This window comes from Bradyrhizobium iriomotense (genome assembly GCF_018129405.1).
Lineage (GTDB): Bacteria > Pseudomonadota > Alphaproteobacteria > Rhizobiales > Xanthobacteraceae > Bradyrhizobium > Bradyrhizobium iriomotense_B.
Genome location: NZ_JAFCLP010000041.1, coordinates 1 through 18,393, shown reverse-complemented (window position 1 = coordinate 18,393; position 18,393 = coordinate 1). Strand labels below are relative to the sequence as shown.

Annotated in this window: 17 protein-coding genes; 9 read left to right on the top strand and 8 right to left on the bottom strand. The window is 64.8% G+C overall.

Features of this window, described 5'->3' with window-relative positions:
* The 6 genes from JQ592_RS37815 to JQ592_RS37790 all read right to left on the bottom strand — a co-directional run.
* On the bottom strand, positions 1 to 637 hold a 637-nt coding region (locus JQ592_RS37815), incomplete at its 3' end, for an acyl-CoA dehydrogenase family protein (protein WP_211407788.1).
* Positions 638 to 754: 117 nt separating this feature from the next.
* Entirely contained in the window at positions 755 to 1,882 is a 1,128-nt protein-coding gene (locus tag JQ592_RS37810) for an acyl-CoA dehydrogenase family protein (RefSeq protein ID WP_211407787.1), read from the bottom strand.
* 135 nt (positions 1,883 to 2,017) lie between these two features.
* Entirely contained in the window at positions 2,018 to 3,889 is a 1,872-nt protein-coding gene (locus JQ592_RS37805; RefSeq protein WP_211407786.1) for an AMP-binding protein, read from the bottom strand.
* A gap of 43 nt (positions 3,890 to 3,932) precedes the next feature.
* On the bottom strand, positions 3,933 to 4,739 hold the full coding sequence (locus JQ592_RS37800; RefSeq protein WP_211407785.1) for an enoyl-CoA hydratase/isomerase family protein: 807 nt from the start codon (positions 4,737 to 4,739) through the stop codon (positions 3,933 to 3,935).
* A 189-nt stretch (positions 4,740 to 4,928) separates the two neighbouring features.
* Positions 4,929 to 5,687, bottom strand: a complete 759-nt coding sequence (locus JQ592_RS37795; protein ID WP_018646825.1) for an SDR family NAD(P)-dependent oxidoreductase — start codon at positions 5,685 to 5,687, stop codon at positions 4,929 to 4,931.
* A gap of 66 nt (positions 5,688 to 5,753) precedes the next feature.
* Positions 5,754 to 6,356, bottom strand: a complete 603-nt coding sequence (locus JQ592_RS37790) for a TetR family transcriptional regulator (RefSeq protein ID WP_246821061.1) — start codon at positions 6,354 to 6,356, stop codon at positions 5,754 to 5,756.
* Positions 6,357 to 6,568: 212 nt separating this feature from the next.
* Here JQ592_RS37790 and JQ592_RS37785 point away from each other — a divergent pair, with 212 nt between their 5' ends.
* A complete protein-coding gene (locus JQ592_RS37785) occupies positions 6,569 to 7,741 on the top strand; it encodes an acetyl-CoA C-acetyltransferase (RefSeq protein ID WP_211407783.1) in 1,173 nt (390 codons plus the stop codon).
* A gap of 189 nt (positions 7,742 to 7,930) precedes the next feature.
* Entirely contained in the window at positions 7,931 to 9,475 is a 1,545-nt protein-coding gene (locus JQ592_RS37780) for an acyl-CoA synthetase (protein WP_211407782.1), read from the top strand.
* A gap of 53 nt (positions 9,476 to 9,528) precedes the next feature.
* Here the strand turns inward: JQ592_RS37780 and JQ592_RS37775 are convergent, their stop codons facing one another.
* Positions 9,529 to 10,071 (bottom strand): methylated-DNA--[protein]-cysteine S-methyltransferase, encoded by a 543-nt coding sequence (locus JQ592_RS37775; RefSeq protein WP_211407781.1) that lies wholly within the window; start codon positions 10,069 to 10,071, stop codon positions 9,529 to 9,531.
* Positions 10,072 to 10,211: 140 nt separating this feature from the next.
* On the opposite strand from JQ592_RS37775, the gene JQ592_RS37770 reads away from it, so the two are divergent.
* Together JQ592_RS37770 and JQ592_RS37765 are read left to right on the top strand one after the other, a co-directional pair.
* Positions 10,212 to 11,030 carry an alpha/beta fold hydrolase gene (locus JQ592_RS37770; RefSeq protein WP_211407780.1) on the top strand — a complete coding sequence of 273 codons (819 nt, stop codon included), beginning with the start codon at positions 10,212 to 10,214 and terminating at the stop codon, positions 11,028 to 11,030.
* Between the two features lie 2 nt (positions 11,031 to 11,032).
* The gene (locus JQ592_RS37765) at positions 11,033 to 11,845 is read left to right on the top strand and encodes an alpha/beta fold hydrolase (RefSeq protein WP_211407779.1); all 813 of its coding nucleotides are present in this window, start codon (positions 11,033 to 11,035) and stop codon (positions 11,843 to 11,845) included.
* Between the two features lie 178 nt (positions 11,846 to 12,023).
* On the opposite strand, the gene JQ592_RS37760 is transcribed toward JQ592_RS37765, so the two are convergent.
* Positions 12,024 to 12,494: a carboxymuconolactone decarboxylase family protein gene (locus JQ592_RS37760; RefSeq protein ID WP_211407778.1), complete on the bottom strand. Its 471-nt coding sequence runs from the start codon at positions 12,492 to 12,494 to the stop codon at positions 12,024 to 12,026.
* Positions 12,495 to 12,578: 84 nt separating this feature from the next.
* On the opposite strand from JQ592_RS37760, the gene JQ592_RS37755 reads away from it, so the two are divergent.
* The 5 genes from JQ592_RS37755 to JQ592_RS37735 all read left to right on the top strand — a co-directional run bounded on the left by JQ592_RS37755 (position 12,579) and on the right by JQ592_RS37735 (position 18,220).
* On the top strand, positions 12,579 to 13,436 hold the full coding sequence (locus JQ592_RS37755) for a sigma-70 family RNA polymerase sigma factor (protein WP_211407777.1): 858 nt from the start codon (positions 12,579 to 12,581) through the stop codon (positions 13,434 to 13,436).
* Positions 13,437 to 13,622: 186 nt separating this feature from the next.
* Positions 13,623 to 14,300, top strand: coding sequence for a GntR family transcriptional regulator (locus JQ592_RS37750; RefSeq protein WP_211407776.1), 678 nt, complete (start codon positions 13,623 to 13,625; stop codon positions 14,298 to 14,300).
* Positions 14,301 to 14,446: 146 nt separating this feature from the next.
* Positions 14,447 to 15,247, top strand: a complete 801-nt coding sequence (locus JQ592_RS37745) for a phytanoyl-CoA dioxygenase family protein (RefSeq protein ID WP_211407775.1) — start codon at positions 14,447 to 14,449, stop codon at positions 15,245 to 15,247.
* A gap of 201 nt (positions 15,248 to 15,448) precedes the next feature.
* Positions 15,449 to 16,759, top strand: coding sequence for an NAD(P)H-dependent oxidoreductase (locus JQ592_RS37740; RefSeq protein WP_211407774.1), 1,311 nt, complete (start codon positions 15,449 to 15,451; stop codon positions 16,757 to 16,759).
* A gap of 372 nt (positions 16,760 to 17,131) precedes the next feature.
* On the top strand, positions 17,132 to 18,220 hold the full coding sequence (locus tag JQ592_RS37735; RefSeq protein WP_211407773.1) for a TRAP transporter substrate-binding protein: 1,089 nt from the start codon (positions 17,132 to 17,134) through the stop codon (positions 18,218 to 18,220).
* The last annotated feature ends 173 nt before the right edge of the window (positions 18,221 to 18,393 follow it).

Genomic DNA, 18,393 nt, shown 5'->3' with positions numbered 1-18,393 from the left:
GCTTGATCGGACGGACCTCGACGCCGGGGCTCTTCATGTCCAGGAAGAACATGGTGAGGCCCTTGTGCTTGGGCACGGTCGGATCGGTGCGCGTCAAGAGGATGCCGTAGTCGGAATAGTGCGCGCCCGAGGTCCAGATCTTCTGGCCGTTGATGATCCAGTCGTCGCCGTCCTTCTCGGCGCGCGTGCGCAGGCCCGCAACATCCGAACCGCCGGCCGGCTCGGAGAACAGCTGACACCAGACTTTTTCGCCCGAGGCGAGCGGCGGCAGATAGGTGCGCTTATGCTCCTCGCGCGCGAACGCCATCATGGTCGGCCCGCACATGCCGTGGCCGATGATGAACATGCGGGAGAGCTGGCCGAACGGCCCCTCTTCCTGCTGCCAGATCACGCGCTCGATCGGCGAGGCGCCGCGGCCGCCATATTCCTTCGGCCAGTGCAGGCAGGCCCAGCCGGCATCGGCCTTCTTCTTCTGCCAGGCCTTTGCGACCTCGAGGATATTGGCATTCTTGAGCACGGTGCGGCCGAGCGAGGATTTGCGCAGCTCTTCTTCGTATTGCTTGGGCGCGTTGGCACCGATCCAAGCGCGGGCGGTGGCGCGGAATTCGGCTTCCTGCGGAGTGTCGTCGAAGTTCATGGTCTTTCTCTTCTTCCGTCATTCCGGGGTGATGCGGAGCATCGAACCCGGAATCCAGAGGTTATCGACTCATCTCGAGATTCCGGGTTCGCCGCTTTGCGGCGCCCCGGAATGACATCACGCCGCGTTCTTCTTCCGCATGCGGTCGATCAGCTGGTCTTCCCAATAGGACAGGCTGCCGAGTCCGAGCGCCATCGCATTGGCGCGGCGGTAGTACATGTGGCAGTCGAACTCCCAGGTGAAGCCCATGCCGCCGTGAACCTGGATGTTGTTCTTGGCGCAGTGCTGGAACGCCTGCGTCGCGCTGATGCGTGCGGCCGCGGCGGCTTCCGGCAGCTCGGCCGCATTGGTCGAGAGCGCCCAGGCGCCGTAATAGCAGTTGGAGCGCGCCAGCGTCGCCGAGACATACATGTCGGCCAGCATGTGCTTGACCGCCTGGAACGAGCCGATCTGACGGCCGAAAGCGATACGATCGAGCGCGTAGTCGCGGCCCATCTCCAGCGCGCGGTCGGAGCCGCCGACCTGCTCGAAGGCGCACAGCACCGCGGCCCGGTCGAGCACCTGAGTCAAAATGCTCCAGCCTTCACCGGCAGCCCCGAGCGGCTCGGCCTTGCAGTCTTTGAACGAAATCTCGGCCTGCCCGCGGGTCGGATCGAGATTGGTGAGGCTCTTCACCTCGACGCCGCCGGCCTTGAGGTCGACCAGGAACAGCGAGATGTCGTTCTCGCGCCCGCTCGACCCCGTGCGCGCGGCGACCACGGCGAAGTCGGCGATCGCGCCATCGGCGACCGGCTTCTTGACGCCGTTGAGCACGCCGTTCGCGGCCGTCAGCTTGACATTCTTCGGCGCCGGATTGCCCTTGCCCTCGAACAGCGCCAGCGTGCCGATCGCCTCGCCCGCGGCGATCGCCGGCAGCCATTTCTTCTTCTGCGGGTCGCTGCCGGCGATCAGCAGCGCTTCGGCGGCAAGATAGACGGTCGAGGAGAACGGCACCGGCGCATTCGCCCGGCCCATCTCCTCCGCGATCACGCAGAGCTCGAGATGGCCGGCGCCGGCGCCACCGAATTCTTCCGGGATCGCGACGCCGAGAAAGCCCATCTCGGCAAGGCCCTTCCACAGCTCCTTGTCGTAGGGCGCCTTGCCGTCGAGCACGACGCGCACCGCCTTGGGCGAGCATTTTTCCGCGAGGAATTTGCGCGCCTGGTCGCGGAGCTGTTTTTGATCGTCGGAGAAATCGAAGTTCATGGCGGCTTACCTTTTTCTTGCTGTCATTCCAGGGCGCGACGCAGTCGCGAACCCGGAATCTAGAGGTCACTCACTCATCTCGAGATTCCGGGTTCGCCGCAACGCGTCGCCCCGGAATGACGAATTCAGTCGCATTCATCGCAGCACGATCACCTCTTCATCCGGCTTCTCGGCATAGAGCCGCTCCACCAGCGCCGCGCGGCGTTCGAGGCCGGCGCGCTGGTTGATGTAGCCCTTGTCGGTGAGCTCGTTGCCGTCGATCGAGGGCGGCTCGACCATCAGCATGGCGCGCGCAATGATGCGGCTGCTGGCGCCCTCGCACTCCCGGTTGTGCGCTTCCAGCCCGCGCCTGAAGCAGGCGAGCACGTCAGGGTGCTTCACCGCATCCGCAAAGCTCAGATCGGGATTGCCGACGAGCTGGCGGCAGGCATGCAGGTTCGGCCAGGCGAGCAGACCGATGAAGGCGCGATCCTGCCCCGCAACCAGCGCGTCATGCACGACTGGCGTTGTGGCCGCGATCGCGTCGGTGCGGAGCGAGCCGACGTGGACGAAGGTGCCGGTGGTCAACTTGAAGTCTTCCACGACGCGGCCAGCAAAGATGATGCCCTTCACCGGATCGGCATCGTCGACAAAAATGCCGGCGTCGCCGATGCAATAAAAGCCTTCCTCGTCGAACATCTTCCTGGTCAGCTCCAGCTGGCCGAAATAACCGGGCGTGACGTTGACGCCGCGCAGGCGCAGCTCGTATTTCGAGCCGCACGGCACCATCTTCAGTTCAACACCGGGGAACGGCAGGCCGATCAGGCCGACACGCTCGGTGTCCCAATAGGTGCCGGTCGAGGTCGGCGCGGTCTCGGTCGAGCCCCAGCCGGTGTAGAAAACAATGCGCTCGCCGGTGGTCTTCACCGCCAGCGCCTGCATGCGCTCGTAGAGATCGTCAGGCAGACGCGCGCCGCCATAGGCCATGATCGAAAGGTTCTTGAAGAAGGAGCGGCAGAGCGCGTCGTCCTTCTCCATCGCAGCCGCAAGCGCGGCGTAGCCGGCGGGCACGTTGGCGTAATAGGTCGGCGAGATCTCGTGCAGATTTCGCAGCGTCTCCTCGAACTGGCCCGGCATCGGCCGGCCGTCGTCGATATAGAGCGTGCCGCCGTCGACCAGCACGGGATGGAACGCTGCATTGCCGCCCATCGTGTGGTTCCACGGCATCCAGTCCAGCATGGTCGTGACTGGACCGTCGGGCGAGCGCGGCCGCACCTGCATCATCATCGTCGCATTGGCGCACATCATGCCTTGTGTGTTGATGACGGCCTTGGGCATGCCGGTCGAGCCTGATGTGAACAGCAGCTTGCCGACAGTCTGCGGCGTGATTTTTGCGATCGACGTCTCGACGTCCTTCGTCACCGGCGTCGCCGCGAGATCGGCAAAACTCACGCTCTTGATGTCATCGCAAGGCCGCGCGACGTGAACCACGGTGACGCCGGCAAGATCGATCGCCTTGAGCGCCTTCTCGAAAGTCGGGCCATCCTGCACCATCACGACAGCCGGCCTGATCAGGTCGAACAGGTACTTCAGCTTCACGTGATCGTGGCTCATCAGCGAGTAGGCCGGCGAGACCGGCGCCGCGGGGACGCGCGCCTGCATCGCAGCCTGCGTCATCAGCGCATGCTCGATCGAGTTGCCGGAGAGGATCGTGACCGGACGCCCATCGAGCTTGAGGTTGAGCAGCGCCTGCGTCAGCGCATCGACGGTGCGCTTGGCTTCGCCGTAGGAGACCTTGCGCCATTCGCGATTGGGGCCGCCGCGCTGGGCAAGCCAGATGCGCCCGGGCGCTTCCTTCGCCCATTTCGCCAGCGACGCCGGGATGTGTGTCTCGTAGGCTTGCAGCGGAATGCGCGACTTCAACACCACCGTGCCGTCGGCGCGGCGTTCGACGTCGATGTCGCGCTCGAGCCACTCGACCTTGCGAAAGGCGGGCTTCGTCATCACCGCCGCCGCGCTTCCACTCATTTTGCGTCTCCCGGAATTATCGTCCTTTGCGGATCTTCGTGGTTCAGCGCCTGATATAGACAGGCTTTCGCTTCTCAAGGAAGGCCCTGATGCCTTCCGAAAATTCCTCGGAGCGGCTGCACAGGACCTGGTTGCGGTCCTCCATCGCGATCGCAGCTTCGAGCGAGCCGGCGTCGACGCTCATGTTGAGACATTCCTTTGACAGCCGCAGGCCCACGGGCGAGGCCGTCATCATCGCGTCAACGTAAGGCTCGGCCGCCGCATCGAGCTTGTCCTCGTCGACGACTTCCGAGACCAGCCCGACCGCGAGCGCGCGCTCGGCACCGATGAAGCGTCCGGTGAGGATCAGCTCGGAGGCAACGGAGACACCGACGAGGCGCGGTAGAAAATAGCTGGTGCCGATGTCGCAGCCGCCGAGCCCAAGCCTGATGAAGGCGCAGTTCATCCGCGCCGACCTCGCGGCGATGCGGATGTCGGACGCCAGCGCCAGCGCAAACCCGCCGCCGGCGGCAGCGCCCTGCACCAGCGCCAGGATCGGCTGCGGGCAGCGCCGCATCAGCATCACGATGTCGGCGATGCGGCGCTGCGAGTCCAGGGACTCCGTGACGCCGGGCGGCTCCTGCTGCCCGGCGCGGCGCGCCATCGCCGCCTTCAGATCAAGGCCCGCGCAAAAATTCTTGCCTGCGCCCCTGAGCACGACGACGCGCGTGTCGCGGTTGCGCTGCAGGCTCTGGAAATAGACGTTGAGCGCGTCGATCAGCGCAGGATCGAGCGCGTTGAGGCTGTCAGGACGATTGAGCGTCACCCGGTCGACGCCGTCGTTGTGCTCGATCAGCAGCGGTTGGGACATGCGCAATCTCCCCATCGTCGTCCTGGACAAGCGAGCGCTTGGCAACGCGCAGCGTTGTCCAATAGCGAGCGCTGATCCAGGACCCATAACCACAGGCCTGAGTTGTTAGATCACCGGCGTTGTCTCAGCTCGTGCTGCCACTCACGCCGGTGGTAATGGGTCCTGGCTTTCGCCAGGACGACGGCGGAGTTACCTTGGCGCCATGCGAATGGCGCCGTCGAGACGGATGGTCTCGCCGTTCAGCATCGGGTTCTCGACGATGTGCACCGCGAGCATGCCGTACTCGTTGGCATCGCCAAGACGCGAGGGATGCGGCACCTGGGCGCCCAGGCTCTTGCGGGCCTCTTCGTTCAAGCCCATCAGCAGCGGCGTGAAGAACAGGCCGGGCGCGATGGTGTTGACGCGGATCTTCTGGCTGGCGAGGTCGCGCGCGGCCGGCAAAGTGAGGCCGACGACGCCGCCCTTCGACGCCGAATAGGCGATCTGGCCGATCTGGCCTTCGTAAGCTGCAACCGAGGCGGTGTTGATGATGACGCCACGCTCTTCGCCGACGGGCTCGATGGTGACGAGGCGCTCGGCGAACAGCCGCAGGCAGTTGAAAGTGCCGATCAGGTTGACGTTGATGATGCGCGCGAACTTTTCGAGCGGGTAGACGCCGTCGCGGCCGACGATGCGTTGCGAGCCGCCGATGCCGGCGCAGTTCATCAGCACGCGCGCGACGCCGTGCGCGGCTTCCGCTTTCGCGATCGCCGCCTTGATCTGCTCCTCGCTGGTGACGTCGGCATGCAGTGCGACGCCCTTCACCTCAGTGGCGACCTTCTCGGCGTTCTCCTTGCTCTGGTCGATCACGCCGATCTTGGCGCCCTTGGCGGCCATGGCGCGAGCGGTCGCGGCGCCCAGGCCCGAACCACCACCGGTGATGAGAACGGCAACGTCTTTCAACTGCATTGCTTGTACCTTTCCTCTACCTTTTCCTTGGACGTTTCTTCTCTAGACTTGAAGAGTTCAGCCGGATCATCCGGCCGCGGCAGCTTCCCCGGCCTGCGTGAGGATGCCGCCGCAGATCAGCGTTTCCATGTGCTTGATGTATTGCCGGCAGACTTCGTCGGTGACCGGGCCGACGCCGGTCGCGCGGGACATCGCGTGCCGGCCGAAGAACAGGTGATCGCAGGCGCCGATCAGGCTGGTGTAGAATAGCACTGGATCCGTCGCGCGGAATTCGCCACTACGCTCGCCTTCGGCGAGCAGGCGGCGGTGAAAATCGAGCAGCGGCGCAACGAAGAATTTCGAGACTTCGTCGGCCGACCCCACGCTGGTCTCGTGCAGGAGATAATGGATCAGCCGGTTCATGTAGGGGAACCGGTAGTAGGCGCGGATGATGCCGCCGATATGCAGCTTCAGCTTCGCCGTCGCCGTGATCGGCTGCGCCAGCAGGTATTCGAGATTGGACAGCTCCGTCGCCGCGTTGCGCTCGAGCAACGCCAGCAGCAGGCCATCCTTGTTGCCGAAGTGATATTTGACCAGCGCGGCATTGGCGCCGGATTTCTGGGCAATGTCGGAGAGCGAGATCTCGATCGAGGAGCGTTCGATCATCAGCTCGCTCGCGGCCACGAGCAATTTCTCTGCCGTGGAATTTTTTCCGCCGGGGAGCCTGTTCGGAACGCTGGTAGCCACGGAGATCCCTGTTTGGCCGCTGGAAGCGGGCGCAGATAAGCCCAAGCAGCGCCTCATCACAAGAGTTAATTGATCGATTGACTAAATGATCTCGCGCCCGTTTAATCCGCCCCCGACAACCAAACCATCCAGAAGAAATTCAGGGAGAAACCGACATGGCCGAGGCTTACATCGTCGCCGCTGCGCGTACCGCCGGCGGGCGCAAGGGGGGCCGCCTCGCCGGCTGGCATCCGGCCGATCTCGCCGCAAAGGTGCTGGACGAACTCGTCGACCGCACCAAGGTCGATCCCGCCCTCGTCGAGGACGTGATCATGGGCTGCGTCATGCAGGTCGGTGAGCAGTCCAACAATGTCGCGCGCAACGCGATCATGGCCTCGAAGCTGCCGGAGAGTGTGCCGGGCACCTCGATCGACCGCCAGTGCGGCTCCTCGCAGCAGGCGCTGCACTTCGCGGCGCAGGCCGTGATGTCCGGCACCATGGACGTGGTGATCGCCGCGGGCGTGGAGTCGATGACACGCGTGCCGATGGGCCTGTCCTCGCAATTGCCGGCCAAGAACGGCTTTGGCAATTACAAGAGCCCGGGCATCGAGAAGAAGTATCCCAACATCGTGTTCAGCCAGTTCACCGGCGCGGAGATGATGGCGGAGCGGTACGGCCTCTCCAAGGATGAGCTCGACGAATTCTCCTACAACAGCCATCAGCGCGCGATCGCGGCGACGCAAGCCGGTCACTTCAAGAAGGAGATCGTGCCGCTCGAGATCACCCGCGCCGACGGCAGCAAGGACACTCACCACATCGACGAAGGCATCCGCTTCGACGCCACGATCGAAGGTATCAGGGGCGTCAAGCTGATTGCCGAGAACGGCAAGCTCACCGCGGCCAGCGCCAGTCAGATCTGCGACGGCGCCTCCGGCGTCATGGTGGTGAACGAGAAGGGCCTGAAGCAGCTCGGCGTCAAGCCGCTGGCGCGCATCCATCACATGACCATGATGGGCGGCGATCCCGTCATCATGCTGGATGCGCCGCTGCACGCCACCAAGCGCGCGCTGGAGAAGGCCGGCATGAAGATCGGCGACATCGACCTGTTCGAGGTCAACGAGGCCTTCGCCTCGGTGCCGACCGCTTGGCTGAAGACCACCGGCGCCGATCCCGAGCGTCTCAATGTCAACGGCGGCGCGATCGCGCTCGGCCATCCCCTCGGCGGCTCCGGCACCAAGCTGATGACGACGCTGGTCCACGCCCTGCACCAGCGCAGCAAGCGCTACGGCCTGCAGACCATGTGCGAGGGCGGCGGCATGGCGAATGTGACGATCGTGGAGCGGCTGTAGGCTTCTTCCACACAGATGGTGTCGTCCCGGACCAGCGCGCCACAAGCGCGCGCCGATCCGGGACCCATAACCACAGGACTCCGTGTTGTGCTGCGCCGGAGCTCCATCTCGTTTCAACAACCACGCCCTGTGGTTATGGATCCCGGCCTTCGCCGGGATGACACTTTACTTGTTGCGAGACCAACGTTCATGACCCATCCGTCCATCCATGCCCGCACCACTCCGAACAAGATCGCCTACCAGATGGCCGGAACCGGCAAGGCGATCACCTATCGCGAGCTCGACGAGCTCTCGAACCAGGGCGCACATCTGTTCCGCTCGCTGGGGCTGAAGGCCGGCGACCACATCGCGCTGCTGATGGAGAACCGCCTCGCCTTCATGGAGCTCTGTTGGGCAGCACAGCGCAGCGGGCTCTATTACACCGCGATCAGCCGCTACCTGAAGCAGGACGAGATCGACTACATCATCGGCGATTGCGGCGCCAAGGTCGTGATCACGACGCCGAAATGCGCCGACCAGATCAAGGCCCTGATCAAGGGCGCACCCGGCGAGCCGGTCTTCTACATGATGGACGAGCCGCTGCCCGGCTTCCGCTCCTACGACAAGGAAGCCGCTGCGCAGCCGACGACGCCGGTCGCGGACGAGGTCGCCGGCAATGACATGCTGTATTCGTCGGGCACGACCGGCCGGCCCAAGGGCATCAAGAAGGCGTTCGAGGGCAACAGGATCGACGTTCCCAACGCCTTCCTGCGCGTGCTCTGCGCCGACATGTGCGGCATGAACGAGGACAGCACCTATCTGTCGCCGGCGCCGCTCTATCACGCGGCGCCCCTGCGCTTCAACATGATGGCGATCGTGCTCGGCGGCACCTCGATCATCATGGAGCATTTCGATGCCGAAGAGTTCCTGAAGCTGGTCGAGCAGTACAAGGTGACGCAGTCGCAGCTGGTGCCGACCATGTTCGTGCGCATGCTGAAGCTGCCGGACGAGGTCCGCAACCGATACAACGTTTCGACACTGAAGGGAGCGATCCACGCCGCAGCGCCCTGCCCGGTCGACGTCAAGGCAAAGATGATCGAATGGTGGGGTCCGATCCTGATCGAGTATTACGCGGGGTCCGAAGGCAACGGCGTTACCGTGTGCAATTCAAGGGAATGGCTGGAGCATCGCGGCAGCGTCGGCCGTGCTGTGGTCGGCAAGATCAAGATCCTGGACGAGAACGACGAGGAGCAGCCGACAGGCGAGATTGGCACGGTCTACTTTGCCGATGCGCCCGCCTTCACCTATCACAATGATCCCGAGAAGACCAAGAAGGCTTACAACGCCAAGGGCTGGTCCACGCTCGGCGATGTCGGCTATCTCGACAAGGACGGCTTCCTCTTCCTCACCGACCGCAAGTCCTACATGATCATCTCGGGCGGGGTGAACATCTACCCGCAGGAAACCGAGGACGTGCTGATCACCCACCCCGAGGTCGCCGACGTCGCCGTGTTCGGCGTGCCGAACGAGGAGATGGGCGAGGAGGTGAAGGCGGTGGTGCAGCCGCACGACATGACGCGCGCCGGTAAGGCGCTCGAGGCCGAGCTGATCGCGTTCTGCAAGACGCGGCTTTCAGCGATCAAGTGCCCGCGCTCGATCGATTTCGAAGCCGAGCTGCCGCGCACGCCGACCGGCAAGCTGGTGAAGCGGCATCTGCGCGACCGGTATTGGCCGAAGGTGGCAGCGAAGATTTAGGACGGTTCCGTAGGGTGGGTTAGTTAGTCTAACTAACCCACCCTACAAGAATTTCAATCAAACAAGCTCGGCGTGTGGTTCACCAGCGCGCCTTCGATCTCGAGCATCTTCAGCTTCGTCACCACGCCGCCGTTGGCCGAGAAGCCGCCGGGCTTGTTGCCGGCCGCCAGCACGCGGTGGCAGGGCACGACGATCGGGCATGGGTTGCGGCCGAGCGCCTGGCCGACGTCGCGCGACAGCTGGACGCCGCCGAGCTGCTTGGCGATGTCGCCATAGGTGATGGTCTTGCCTGGCGGAATGGTGCGGGCGATCTCGTAGACGCCGCGGTTGAACTCGGGCACGCCGTCGAGATCGAGCGGAATGTCGGTGAGGTCATCCGGGTCACCTGCGAGCAGCTTGACGATGCGATCGATCGCCTGTTGCACCTCAGGTGTCGGCTCGGCTTCGGTGGCGTCGGGGTGGCGCTGGCTGATGCGGGTGCGGATCTTCTGCTCACCGCCCATCGGCAATTGCGTGCCGTTGATGCCGCGCGGACCCCAGGCGATGGCGCAGAGGCCGATCCTGGTATCGAACAGGGCAAAATGCTGGTCGGTCATGGCTTGGTTCCTGAGCTAGCGTTCCTTGTCGCATGCCCCCAATGTGATCTCGGCCCAAATCTAGGCTTGGAAATAGTTGCGATCCACCCGGTTTCCGGGAATCTTGCACAGGAGTTCCAGCCCCTTCCCGCGAGCCCAGAATGCAAAGCCTTCACGTCAATGGATACGACATGCCCTATCTCGACGTGGGCGAGGACAAAGGCCGCGCACCGCTGGTCTGCGTGCATGGATCGCTGAATGACTTCCGCGTCTGGGGCTGCGTGCTGGGGCCGCTGACGCAGCGCCACCGGGTGATCGCTATCAGCCTGCGGCACTTCTTCCCGGAAAAATGGGACGGTGTCGGCAACACCTATTCGATCGCCCAGCACATCGACGACGTCATCGCCTTCATCGAAAAGCTCGACCTCGGCCCGGTGGATCTGATGGGCCATTCCCGCGGCGGGCACATCTGCTTTCGCGTGGCGCAGCGGCGGCCGGATCTGTTGCGGCGGCTTGTGCTGGCCGAGCCCGGCGGCGAGCTCGATGCGAGCCTCGATCCCGATTTTGTCGGCGGTCCCTCGCCGCTGCTGGCGCGATTCACGGCCTCGGCCGAGAAGATCGCGGCCGGCGATGTCGATGGCGGCCTTGCCGTCTTCGTCGACACGCTGGAAGGCGCCGGCACCTGGCCGCGGCTGCCGGCGATGGTGAAGCAGAATTTGCGCGACAACGCCACTACGCTGATCGGCCAGGTCCGCGACAACCGCCCGCCGTTCTCGAAGACGGATGCAGAGCAGATCAAGATGCCGACGCTGTTCATCCTGGGCGCGCGGACCAAGGGCCTCTTGCCGAAAGTGCTGCATGCGCTGGCCGCGCATGTGCCCTACTCCAAGACGGCAATCATCCCGAACGCGACGCATCCGATGTTCGAGCAGGCGCCGCAGAAATACTCCGAAGTCGTCCTGGATTTTCTGGCGAGCTGACTATGCAGACATTCCGCGTCAACGGTTACGACATGTCCTATCTCGAGGTTGGAGAGGGCCCGCCGCTGGTCTGCGTGCACGGCACGCTCGGCGATTTCCGCACCTGGTATTCGGTACTCGGTCCGCTGTCGAAGGCGCATCGCGTGATCTCGGTCAGCCTGCGGCATTTCTTCCCCGAACATTGGGACGCCGTCGGCGACGACTACAAGATGGCCCAGCATGTCGCTGACGTGATTGCTTTCATCGAACAGGTGCGGCCCGCACCCGTCGACCTGATGGGTCATTCGCGCGGCGGACACATCGCGTTTCGCGTCGCGCAGGCGCGGCCTGATCTGTTGCGCAAGCTGGTGCTGGTCGAGCCCGGCGGCGACCTCGACGCCAGCCTGCCGGTCCCCGAAGGCACGCCCGCGCATCCGCCGCTCGCTGCACGCACGGCGCGCTCGGTCGAGATGATCCGCGCCGGCGACCTCGAGGGCGCGCTGCAGAATTTCTACGAAGGCATCGAGGGCGACGGCTCCTGGCGGCGGGTGCCGGCGGCCGCGAAGCAGCAATTGCGCGACAACGCGCTAACCTTCCTCGGCCAGATCAACGAGCAGCGCCGACCGTATACGCTCGCAGATGCGCAGGCGATCAGGACACCGACGCTGCTGATCGGCGGCAGCGCCACCACCGGCAGCCTGTCGGTGATGTGGCGCGTGCTGGCCGCGCACATCGCTGGAGCCAAGACGGCGGTGATCGCCAATGCCGGCCACTGGATGTTCGAGCAGGCCCCGCTGGAGTTCGGCGAGGTGGTGAGCGGGTTCCTGGCGGAGTGAGCGCATGTGAGGCGGGCAGCGCCGGTGATCTCCCTCGCCCCGCTTGCGGGGAGAGGGTGGGGCGAGGGGGAGCCTCCGCGAAGTCGGTGAGAGTGAGACTCGCGGAGACTGCCCCTCACCCGGAATTTGCGATGCAAATTCCGGCCTCTCCCCGCACGCGGGGAGAGGCGAAGAAAGTTCACACCTTCCAAACACCGACCGGCATCTTGATCGTCGCGTTCAGCCGGTTCCAGACGTTGATGGTCGCGATCGAGAGGATCAGCGTTGCCAGCTCGCGCTCGTCGAAATGCTTGGCGGCCTCATTCCAGATCGCATCGGGCACCGGGTCCGCGCGATCGGCAATACGCGTGACGGCTTCGGTCAGCGCCAGCGCGGCGCGCTCGGCTTCGGTGAAATAGGGCGCATCGCGCCAGGCCGACACGGCGAACAGGCGCTCGTCGGTCTCACCCAGCTTGCGGGCGATCTTGGGATGCATGTCGACACAGACGCTGCAGCCATTGATCTGGCTGGCGCGCAGGTGCACCAGTTCCAGGAGCTTTTCCGGCAGGCCCTGCTTGGTCAGGTTACCGAGGGACTGCAGGACATTCATGGCCTCGGGCAGGACCATGACAGGGTGATTCATGCGGGCGTGCGTCATTTTCGTCTCCATCTCACAAATCTCGAAGGTTCCGGTCACATCGGCCGGATCGGCTTCGTCACGGGCATGACGGATCGCGATGAGGGAATGTGACCGATGACCGAACAAAATTTTCTCAGCCACCAGTTCGAGGCCAGCAGGGGCCATTTGCGCGCGGTCGCCTACCGGATGCTGGGGTCCCGCGCCGAGGTCGACGATGCCGTGCAGGAGGCCTGGCTGCGGGTCAGCCGCTACGACATGTCAGATGTCGCGAATTTGCGCGGCTGGCTCACGACCGTGGTCGCACGCATCTGCCTCGACATGCTGCGGGCACGGAAGTCGCGCCGCGAAGATCCGATGGGCCCGCACGTGCCGGAGCCGATCGACGAGACGCGGGAGCGCGAGGCCGAGATGGCCGATTCCGTCGGCGCGGCGCTGCTGGTCGTGCTGGAGACATTGCAGCCGGCCGAGCGGCTGGCTTTCGTGCTGCACGACATGTTCGCCGTGCCGTTCGAGGAGATCGCGCCGATCGTCGGCCGCTCCGTCGATGCCTCGCGCCAGCTGGCGAGCCGCGCGCGGCGGCGCGTGCAGGGCGCGCCGGTGCCCGAAACGGATCTGTCGCATCAACGCAAGATCGTCGATGCCTTCCTCAAGGCGTCGCGTGAGGGCGATTTCGAGGGCCTGCTCGCCGTGCTCGATCCCGACGTGGTGTTTCGCGCCGACCAGGCCGCGGTGCGGCTCGGCACGCTGGCCGAGATCCGCGGCGCGGATGCGGTCGCACAGCTCTACAAGGGCCGCGCGCAGGCCGCACGCACGGCGCTGGTCGACGGCGAGATGGGTGTTGCCGTCATCCTCGGCGGACAGCTGCGCATCGCGCTACGCGTCACCTTCAACGGCGACCGGATCGCGGCGATCGAGGCGGTGGCGAATGCAGAAGAGATCAGCGCGATGGAGGTGGAGGTGCTGGAGCGCTAGGCCGGCCTCGCCCGGGCTTTTCCTCGAAAACAACCCCATGCACAGTAGGCGGCCCGAGCAATATCAATAGCTTAGGCGGCACCCAAAAAGGGCGGCTGGCGCGGCCTCGGGCCGTGCTTGACGCCCTGCCCCTCCTGGGAGTACCTTCGAATACGGAATTCCGTATTCCATTTTGGAGCTGCTGGCGTGATTCCTCTCGACCCGCTCCCGAACCTGATCGACCAGGTCTACGCGCGCATCCTGGAGGCGATCTCCGATCGCACGCTCGAGCCCGGCCAGCGCATCCGGCAGAACGAGCTTGCCGACAAGCTCGGCGTGTCGCGCCAGCCGGTGTCGCACGCGCTGCATCTGTTGCACCGGCAGGGCCTCGTCGCCGAGAGCGGCAAGCGCGGCTTTGAAGTCACCCAGCTCGACCCCGCGCGCATCCGCCAGCTCTACGAGGTGCGCGGCGCGATCGATGCGCTGGCCGCCCGGCTCGCCGCCGCGCGAGCGGCGAGCGATGCAGCGGGGCGGACGAGGCTGGAGACGGCGTTCGCCGCCGGACGCGGCATCGACCGCAACACGTCGCTTGCCGAGCTCATTGCGCTCGACGTCGAATTTCACCGCGCGATCTACCATCTCGCCGGCAATCCCGTGATCGAGGAGACGATGGCGCCGCAATGGCCGCATCTGCGCCGTTCAATGGCGACGGTGCTCTCCGAGCTCGACTATCGCGGCAGCGCCTGGGCCGAGCATGCCGACATTGCCGGACACATTCTGCGCGGCGATGCGCAGGCCGCCGAACGCGCCGCACTCGCGCACGCGCAGACGGCGGGACGGCTGACTGAGGAGAGATTGAGGGCCGGCGAAGAGGCGGCGGCGTAGCAACAAGCGCCGTCATTCCGGACGCGCAAAGCGCGACTACGGTGCGCAATTGCGCACCTGAGAATCTCGAGGTTCCGGGTTCGATGCTCCGCATCGCCCCGGAACGACGAACAAAACAAACAAAACAAGACCAAGGAGGACGACCCGTGAAACTGTCCCAGGAGCAATTGGAGTTCTTCCACCGCGAGGGCTGGCTGTTTCTGCCCGAGCTGTTCAGCCAGGAGGAGGTCGACCTGCTCGCGCGCGAGGCGGTCGGCATCTACGACGCCAACAGGCCGGAAGTCTGGCGCGAGAAGAGCGGCGCGCCGCGCACGGCCTTTGCCGCGCATCTCTACAACGAGGCCTTCGGCATCCTGGGCGCGCACCCGCGCATGATCGAGCCGGTCGAGCAGGTGTTCGGCGAGCCTGTCTACATGCACCAGTTCAAGATCAACGCGAAATCGGCCTTCACCGGCGACGTCTGGCAGTGGCACCAGGATTACGGCACCTGGAAGCGCGACGACGGCATGCCGGAGCCGCGCGCGATGAACATCGCGATCTTCCTCGACGAGGTGATGCCGATCAACGGCCCCCTGATGCTGGTGCCGCGCAGCCAGAACGCCGGCGATCTCGAAGCCGCGCATGACCTCGCCACCACCTCCTATCCGCTGTGGACGCTGGACGAGGACACCGTGACGCGCCTCGTCAAGCAGGGCGGCATCGTGGCGCCGACCGGCAAGCCCGGCGGCATGCTGATGTTCCACGGCAATCTCGTGCACGGCTCCAGCGGCAACATCACGCCCTATCCGCGCAAGATCGTGTACCTGACGCTGAACGCGGTCTCGAACTACATCCGCACCCCGACGCGGCCGGAATACATCGCGCATCGCGATTTCACGCCGATCAAGACGGTGGACGATGATGCGCTGCTGCGGCTCGCCCGTGCGCCAAGGCAGGCGGCGGAGTAAGGTCGCAGCCACGGGCGGGATCCACCTCTCCCATTGGGAGAGGTCGGCGCGAAGCGCCGGGTGAGGGGTTATACTCTCTCGTCGGAGCTGCGGCCCCTCACCCGGTTTGCTGCGCAAACCGACCTCTCCCCTGCGGGGAGAGGTGAACAGGCGCAAGATGCACCAGCTCAACACAGAACCTTGGATCGGAATATCTCCCCCATGAACCTCTTCCGCCTCCTGCAAGCCCGCGCGGCCACCGGCAAGCCCGTTCGCGTCGCACTGATCGGCGCCGGCAAATTCGGCTCGATGTTCCTCGCTCAGGTGCCGCATACGCCGGGGCTCGAGGTGCCCATCATCGTCGACATCGACCGCGAGCGCGCGCGCGAGGCGTGCCGCACCGTCGGCTGGAGCGCCGAGCGGATCGCCGCGACCGTCTTCACCGACGACGGCGCGCGCGCCATTGCCGGCGGCGCGATGGACGCGGTGGTGGAAGCGACCGGCAATCCCGCCGTCGGCATCCGCCATGCGCGTGCCGCGATCGCGGCGGGCAAGCATATCGTGATGGTCAATGTCGAGGCCGACGTGCTGGCGGGCCCGCTGCTCGCCGAGGAAGCGCGCAAGGCGGGTGTGGTCTATTCGCTCGCCTATGGCGACCAGCCCGCATTGACCGCAGAGATGGTCGACTGGGCCCGCGCCACCGGCTTTCGCGTCGTCGCGGCCGGCAAGGGGACAAAATACCTGCCGGCCTATCACGACGTGACGCCCGACGGCGTCTGGCAGCATTACGGCCTGACCGCGGACGAAGCGCAGTCGGCCGGCATGAACCCGCAGATGTTCAACTCCTTCCTCGACGGCACCAAATCGGCCATCGAGATGGCCGCGATTGCGAACGCCTGCGGCCTCGACGTGCCCGCGGAGGGACTATTGTTTCCGCCCTGCGGCGTCGACGATCTGCCGCACATCATGCGGCCGCGCTCGCGCGGCGGCGTGCTGGAGCGGTCCGGTGTGGTGGAAGTCGTCTCCTCGCTGGAGCGAGACGGACGGCCGGTGTTTCGCGACCTGCGCTGGGGCGTCTATGTCGTGCTGGAGGCGCCGAACGACTACGCCGCCGACTGCTTCAAGCAATACGGCCTCAAGACCGATGCCAGCGGACGTTTTGCCGCGATGTACAAGCCCTATCACCTGATCGGGCTCGAGCTGAACATCTCGATCCTGTCGGCCGCGCTGCGCGGCGAGGCGACCGGCCAAGCTTTCGGCTTCCGCGGCGACGTCGCCGCCGTGGCCAAGCGCAACTTGCGCGCCGGCGAGATGCTCGACGGCGAAGGCGGTTATACAGTGTGGGGCAAGCTGGTGCCGGCCGCCGCGAGCCTGAAAGCGAGCGCCCTGCCGATCGGCCTCGCGCATCGCCTCAAGCTGAAGCACGACGTCGCCCATGGCGAGATCGTGCGCTGGAGCGACGTCGAGTTCGATGCGAACAACGAGACGATCAGGACAAGGAAGGCGATGGAGGCGGCGTTCGCGAAGGAGTAGCGGCGCGATGGTTTCGGCCGATGGCAGAGCTCTTCGTTGACGACAGTGAATCCGATCCCAACGACGAACGCCTTCACTACTCTCCGCAAGCGCGTCGCCCCCGCTGCCCAATCATGCAGCAACTCGCCAATCCCGACTTTCGTATGTCCCGCATTCGCAGCTGCGAGAGAGGCATGAGGCTTGATTATCGCAAGGCGAACGGTCATCCTTGCTGACGGAACCGCAATGATCGGAATTCCAATAACAAGAGCCCATCAGGGCCTTCGGAAACGCCTCACAAGTCTCAACAAAACAACGTCGATCTCGACCAAGACAAGACGACCCAAAAATCGATCCCTGACGTCGAAGCATCGGCATAACGGAGGGAAGTGCATGGAACGTCGTAAATTCCTGACGGCAGGCGGATTGGGCCTGGCCGCGAGCGCCGTTGCTGCGCCCGCTATCGCGCAATCGATGCCCGAAGTCAGATGGCGGCTCGCCGCGAGCTGGCCGAAGGCGCTCGATACGCTCTATGGCGGCTGCGAATATTTCTGCAAGCGCGTCGCCGAGATCACCGACAACCGCTTCCAGATCCAGCCGTTCGCGGCCGGCGAGATCGTGCCGGGCCTGCAGGTGCTGGATGCGGTCTCGAACGGCACCGTCGAGATGGGCAACACCGCGCTCTATTATTACTGGGGCAAGAACCCCGCCTTCACCTTCGGCACCGCGCTGCCGTTCGGATTGAACACGCGCCAGCAGATCTCCTGGCTGCTGTGGGGCGGCGGACAGGATCTCGTCAACGACCTCTTGAAGGAGCACAACGCCTACGGCATTCCGACCGGCGCCACCGGCGCGCAGATGGGCGGCTGGTTCCGGAAGGAGATCAAGTCGCTCGACGACGTCAAGGGCCTCAAAATGCGCATCGGCGGCTTTGCCGGCACGATCATGGCCAAGCTCGGCGCGGTGCCGCAGCAGATCGCCGGCGGCGACATCTATCCGGCACTGGAAAAAGGCACGATTGATGCCGCCGAATGGGTCGGCCCCTACGACGACGAGAAGCTCGGCTTCGTGAAGGTCGCCAAATATTACTACTATCCCGGCTGGTGGGAGGGTACGAGCCAGGGCCACAACATCTTCAACCTCGACAAGTGGAACGCACTGCCGAAGCACTATCAGGCGGCGGTCGATGCGGCCTCGCGCGACACCTATACCTGGATCACCGGCAAGTACGATGCGTTGAACGCGCCGGCGCTGAAGCGGCTCCTGGTGTCGGGCGCGATCCTGAAGGCGTTTCCGCAGGAGGTGCTGGAGGCCTGCTACGGTGCCGCCAACGAGATCTATGCCGATCTCTCCAAGTCCAACCCGCATTTCGGCAAGATGTATGCGAGCCTGACCGCCTATCGCGGCGAGGCCCTGCCCTGGTTCCAGGTCGCCGAGCTGAGCTTCGACAGCTTCATGATGCGGATGCGGACGAAGACGTGAGGCAGTGAGCGGCTCACTCGACTAAAGACGAAGAAGCCCCGGAGATGCTGCCATCTCCGGGGCTTGTTGTTGTTTGGCTTCCCTTCTCCCCTTGCGGCAGGGGTGTCCGGGGAAGTTATGCATAGCAGAACTCGATCTGGCCCGGAACACGGCTGGTTTTTGGTTTGGTCGGA